A 5,441-nucleotide genomic window follows, 5' to 3' on the forward strand; every position below is an offset into this window, starting at 1 on the left:
TGAGCCGATCCCGCTCCTTCTGGCTCATCTCGATCCGGTCTCCCTCCATCCGCTCTCCTTCCACCCGAAGGAAAGCGGACATTTCTATCCGCCGAAGACCGGACATTACTATTCGCGTATGACAGGTACGACCTCACGTCTCCGGCCGGGGGCATCTCTCACGGACCGAGGAGGCCCCGCAGCACGGGCTCCATCGCGCGCGCCATCTGCCAGAAGCCAAGCGCCGTCGCGTGCACGCCGTCCACGGTGCACTCGTTCGGGTCGTCCGGCAGGAGCGTCTCGCCGTCCAGGAAGCGGATGTTCTCGTCGCCCGCCACCCGGCGGCCTTCGACGAGGTCGCGCTGGAAGTCGCGCTTGTGCACACGGTCGGCCATCTGTGTGGAGCTGATCAGGTCGCGTGCCCACGGGATGCGCGACACGACGAGGATCGGCACCTCGGGATGCGCCTCGCGCAGGATCGTCACGAACTCGTCCAGCGTGTTCTCGAGCTGCTTGCCGGCCGCGTTCGCCTCGTAGTCCAGCACGAAGCAGCCCGGGTTCGGGATCGTGGCGATGATACGCGCCATCTCCGGCTCGCCGCGGCCGCTGCCGGAGAAGCCGAGGTTGATGAACGGGCGGTTCAGCTTGCGGCTGAGGATGTTCGTGTAGGCGATGCCGGGCCGCTCAGCACAGCCGCCCTGCGTGATGGAGGTGCCGTAGACGATGATCGGCCGGTCGTCTTCATATGCCGGTGGCGCCATGATCTTCGCGCCCGGCTCCAGGCCGACGTGCACCTCCTTGACGCCCTGGTAGAGCGGGAAATTGAGCGTCACGTTGCGCATCTCGCGCTCGGGGAACTCGAACAGCGGGCAGGTGTACGAGGTGCCGCCCCAGCCGAACCGGCTGGTCTTCACGTAGCGCTGATGCCCCGGGGGGCCGATGTAGCAGTCGAAGCTCGCCGCGCCCGTCTGGGGCATGTGGTCCATCGTGGCCGCCGCCGCAAGCTCCACGCGGACGGCCAGCTTGCGCGAGTCGGTCCGGAACTGCACCTGACCGCCGCTGGTGCAGTTCGCCAGCTTGTCGACCGCCTCCGTGATGGGCCACTGCGGTTCGAGCGGCATCCGACGGTAGGCGCCGTCCTGCCGGAACCACGCGAATCCGGCGAGCCGGAAGGGCGCCTCCGACGGCCGGTGCCACGCGAACTCCTCGGGCGGGGCCTCCTCGGTCCGCATCGCCTTGTCGTGCTTCTCCACGTTCACCTTCGATTCCTCCCGAATGTCGCCGATGACCGCGCAGCCGCCGGCCAGCAGCCCGCACATCGCCCACAGGCAGAGTCGTCTCATCGCTGCACCTCCCGCACCGCCTCGACCATCGCCAGGATGTTCTCCGGCGGCACGTCCGGCTGGATGTTGTGCACCTGTGTGAACACGAAACCGCCTCCCGGCGCCAGGGCCTCGCAGTTGCGCCGGACCTCCCGGCGCACGTCCTCGGGCGTGCCCCTGTTGAGCACGCGCTGCGTGTCGCAGCCGCCGCCCCAGAAGGCGATGTCCCTGCCGAACTCCCGCTTCAGGCGGCGCGGCTCCATGCCGGCCGCCGACGTCTGAACCGGGTTGATCGCGTGCACGCCGCACTCGATCAGGTCGGGGATGAACTCCGCGATCGCGCCGCAGGAGTGCATGAGCAGCGCACCGTCGAAACTCTCGCGCAGGAAGCCGAACAGCCGCTTCTGATACGGCTTAATCATCTCGCGATAAAGGGCCGGCGAGAGCATCGGCCCGCTCTGCGTGCCCAGGTCGTCATTGACCAGGATCACGTCAACCCAGTGCCCCAGGACGGCCAGGTACATCTCCGCGCGTTCCACGTAGGCCTGGCAGAGGGCGTCCAGCAGGGCGTGCGCCAGGGCCTTCTCGTGGAGCAGGTCGCACATGAACTGCTCGTAACCGCGCAGGATCTGGCCGCCCGCCAGGAAGTGGCAGAGCAGGTTGCCCACGACGGCACGTCCCGTCTCGTGCAGCGCCCTGGCGCGCTCACGCCGTTCGACCCAGCACTCGTCCGAGAACCAGGGCAGGTCGAAGTCGCGGATGCAGGGCGTCTGCGGGTCCAGCACGCCGACGTCGGCCAGGCTCGCCAGGGGCGGGTCGCCGACCTCGTAGTAGAGGCCCCCGGCCGGCATACGGGCGGCCAGGCGGCCGTCCCCGGTCCGGACCTCGCGCGAGCCGTCCGGCAGGAGCGTCTCGTTCCATCCCTCGGGCACCTCGCAGGGCGTGCCGTCGCCGAGCCGCGACGGCTTCCACGCGCGCGGCTCGAAGTGCAGCGCCACGCAGTCGACGCCCAGCACCTCCATGACGTCCGGCTCGACCAGGGCCACCTGCCCCATCGGGTCGAACAGCCGCGTGGCGGCCCCGACTCCCAGGTGCCGCCTCAGGCGACTGTAGGCGATGCCGGTCAGCCCCGAGGACTCGGTGCCCCCGATGTCCAGCGGCAGGCGGTCCGGCTCGCGATGGCAAAGCGCGGCCAGCACGCGCTCGCGTGAATTCATACGGCCTCCCCGCTCCGACGGCGCACGGAGAGGCCATTAGAAGCGCTGCCGTGTGCACCTGCAAGTGCCGGGAGGGACTGCCGCGGACCGAGCCTCCGTCAGGGGCCGCGAAGCCCCAGGCGATCGATCGTCGCCGCCACCGGCGAACGCCGCTCGCCGCCCGCCGCGCGCTCGGCGCGCTGCCGCCACAGGGTCTCATGCAGCTCCATGCACGCCTGCTCGTAGCTCAGGCCCGTGAAGCGCGCCACCATGCGCGTACCGCGGTCGATCAGCTTCTTGTTCGTCGCCTCGGCGTAGATCATCGCGTTGCCGCGCACGCGTCCCATCGCCGCCGCCGTAACCGTCGAGATCGTGTTCAGCGACAGCTTCAGCGCCAGGTGTGCGGCCAGACGCAGCGGCGAGGGCGGCAGGGGCACCGCCAGGCCGGGCATCGCGCCCAGCCGCAGCGCGGCGGCGCGGCCGTATCCGCCGGCCAGCTCCTCGAACCGCTCGGCCAGGCGGGCGGAGCACGGGCGGCCGTCGGCGGCGTCGACCAGCACGAGCGCCGAACGCGGCGACTCCCGGCGCTCCGGATCGTCCTCGCTGCCGATGCGGAACTTCACTATCTCCGGCCCGTCCAGCCGCCGGGCAGGGGGGATGCCCAGCGCGCCGTACACCTCCGGGCCCCAGTCGAGGCCCCGCGGCTCGCGGCCCAGCATGGCGCGCCACGCCTCCGGCGTCGGCCGCAACGGGTCCTTCAGGAAGGCCCACGAGGGCGGCGAGGCGGCGTCGTCGCACTGGCGGAACGGCGGCAGCGTGAACGTCGGCGACCGCTCGGTCGTGTCGGTCAGGACGTCCGCCATGAAGGCGTCGGCCAGGTAGGTGACCAGGCCGCCGGCGCGGTAGGTCTCGACCTCCAGGCGCGCGGCGTCGGCCAGCGCCCGGACCGCCTCGTCGGCCTCCAGCGCGGCCAGGATGCCGCCGAACATGCGGCCGTATGCCTCGGGCGCGCAGCGGCGTTCGCCGGGCACCAGGCGGGCGAGCGCCCGCTCCAGGGCCGCCCCGACGATGAGCAGCTCGATCGTGGTCGCCTGCATGCGCGTTGAGCCGCAGACGGCCATGGGACCGGTCGTCAGGTCCAGCTTGACGATGCCGGGCTCCCGGACGACCTCACGGGAGCGCCCCACGAGTCGCCCCAGAAGGTGGGCGGGGTTGTTGAACACGAAGAAGACCTGCACGCCCGCCTCGAAGGCCTCCCAGACCGTGCCGATCACCGACGAGGTCTCCCCGCCCTCGCTGACGGCGACCAGCACGTCCCCGGGCCCCAGGCCCGCCTCGCGGACCTGCCGACGGCCGACGGCCTGGTAGTCCTCGAATCCCTCGACGGACCGGATGAGCGCATAGTCGCCGCCCGTCATGATGCTCACAACGCGGTCGCCGAGCGATGCCGGCGCGCGGGCATCGCGCCGCCATGCGCGCCACGCGGACTCCAGGAGCACAGCCAGACGGCCCGTCGATCCGCAGCCGGACACGGCCACCCGCCCCCCTCCGCGCAGCGTGGCCGCCAGCGCCCCGGTCAGCGCCGCGAACTCCGCCGAGCCGAGCACCCGGTCCGCCACCGCCGGGATGTCGCGGTCGACCGACTGCAGCAGCCGCACCGCCCCGGGCAGGTCCGCCTGCGCCGTCTCGCCCAACGCCGCCGTGGCGGGGTGGAACGATTCGGTCACCAACTCGCCGAGGCGGAACTCCCCCTCATGTGCCAGGAAGCGGCGCGCCGCTTCGATTGCCGAGTTGGCCATGATGCCACGTTCCCCGCTGCCGTGATTGCCGCCGGACTCCGCCGCACGGTCCCTCACAGTCTACCCGCTCCCAGGGCGCCGTGTCGTTGCCCGCATGTCTCCGGGCACTCACGCCAAGTTCGCCGCCACGGACATGCAGGCTTCGGCCGGCCTCAACCTGTCATCCTGAGGAGCGCAGCGACGAAGGATCTCGCCTGTGTGGCTTCCGGCGCCGCTACGAGCACGCAACCCGGACACGTGACCGACGAGCCTTCCGGCATTCGGGAGCGCCGCCCCAATTGCCGAATCGAGATCCTTCGGCCCGCCTGAGCGGGCCTCAGGATGACACCCGGGCGCGAACTCGCGACCGTCACACCGTCCACGTGCCGCTCAGGATGACACCCGGGAGGGAGCCGGCGTCATGGCACCGTCGCCGTGCCGCGCGGGCCAAGCTCCGCATCCCCGAACCGCGTGGCCCGGCCACAACCTGTCATCCTGAGGAGCGCAGCGACGAAGGACCTCGCCTGTGTGGCTTTCGGCGCCGGTGCAAGCATGGTCCCCGTGCCGTACGCGACATCCTCGGCACATCGCCGTTCGCATGCGGGACAGCGCTCCGAATGCTCCTGAGTACTCACTCATTCCCACCAATCCGCCGCCAGGTCCGTCCATTCCGGATTCATACTCTCGATCAGTGCGATCTTCTTCGCCCGCAGCCACCCCTTGATCTGCTTCTCCCGTGCAATCGCGTCCTTCACGTCGTTCGTACTCTCGAAATAGACGAGTCGGTCAATCCGGTACTTCCTGGTGAACCCGGGTATTGCGTGACTCTTGTGCTCTGCGACGCGCCGCCCAAGATTGTTCGTAACACCGGTGTACAGCGTGCCGGAGCGGTTCGTCATGATGTAGACGTAGTACTCCTTCATCCCCACGCCCCTTGTGCGCGAGCAGACCTGCCGGCGGCCCAAACGTCGAGGTCCTTCGGCCCGCCTGAGCGGGCCTCAGGATGACATCCGGGCGCGAACTCGCGACCGTCACACCGTCCACGTGCCGCGCGGGCCAAGCTCCGCATCCCCGAACCGCCTGGCCCGGCCACAACCTGTCATCCTGAGGAGCGCAGCGACGAAGGATCTCGCCTGTGTGGCTTCCGGCGCCGCTACGAGCACGCA

Annotated in this window: 4 protein-coding genes; all 4 read right to left on the minus strand. The window is 70.2% G+C overall.

The window, feature by feature from the left end; genetic code table 11:
- Positions 1-158: 158 nt before the first annotated feature.
- The 4 genes from GXY85_12060 to GXY85_12075 all read right to left on the minus strand — a co-directional run bounded on the left by GXY85_12060 (position 159) and on the right by GXY85_12075 (position 5,198).
- A complete protein-coding gene (locus tag GXY85_12060) occupies positions 159-1,211 on the minus strand; it encodes a hypothetical protein (protein NLW51555.1) in 1,053 nt (350 codons plus the stop codon).
- Positions 1,212-1,318: 107 nt separating this feature from the next.
- Complete coding sequence (locus tag GXY85_12065; protein NLW51556.1) at positions 1,319-2,518, minus strand: methyltransferase; 1,200 nt, start codon at positions 2,516-2,518, stop codon at positions 1,319-1,321.
- Between the two features lie 98 nt (positions 2,519-2,616).
- Complete coding sequence (locus tag GXY85_12070; GenBank protein NLW51557.1) at positions 2,617-4,296, minus strand: SIS domain-containing protein; 1,680 nt, start codon at positions 4,294-4,296, stop codon at positions 2,617-2,619.
- Positions 4,297-4,910: 614 nt separating this feature from the next.
- A complete protein-coding gene (locus GXY85_12075) occupies positions 4,911-5,198 on the minus strand; it encodes a GIY-YIG nuclease family protein (protein ID NLW51558.1) in 288 nt (95 codons plus the stop codon).
- Between the last annotated feature and the right edge of the window lie 243 nt (positions 5,199-5,441).

The organism is Candidatus Brocadiaceae bacterium (assembly GCA_012728835.1).
In the GTDB taxonomy this organism is placed as follows: domain Bacteria; phylum Planctomycetota; class Brocadiia; order SM23-32; family SM23-32; genus JAAYEJ01.

What these genes read in the sequence shown, in the direction of transcription:
- GXY85_12065 (NLW51556.1), bottom strand. Translation starts at nt 2,518, where the DNA reads ATGAATTCACGCGAGCGCGTGCTGGCCGCGCTTTGCCATCGCGAGCCG.
- GXY85_12060 (NLW51555.1), bottom strand. Translation starts at nt 1,211, where the DNA reads ATGCGGACCGAGGAGGCCCCGCCCGAGGAGTTCGCGTGGCACCGGCCG.
- GXY85_12075 (NLW51558.1), bottom strand. Translation starts at nt 5,198, where the DNA reads ATGAAGGAGTACTACGTCTACATCATGACGAACCGCTCCGGCACGCTG.
- GXY85_12070 (NLW51557.1), bottom strand. Translation starts at nt 4,296, where the DNA reads ATGGCCAACTCGGCAATCGAAGCGGCGCGCCGCTTCCTGGCACATGAG.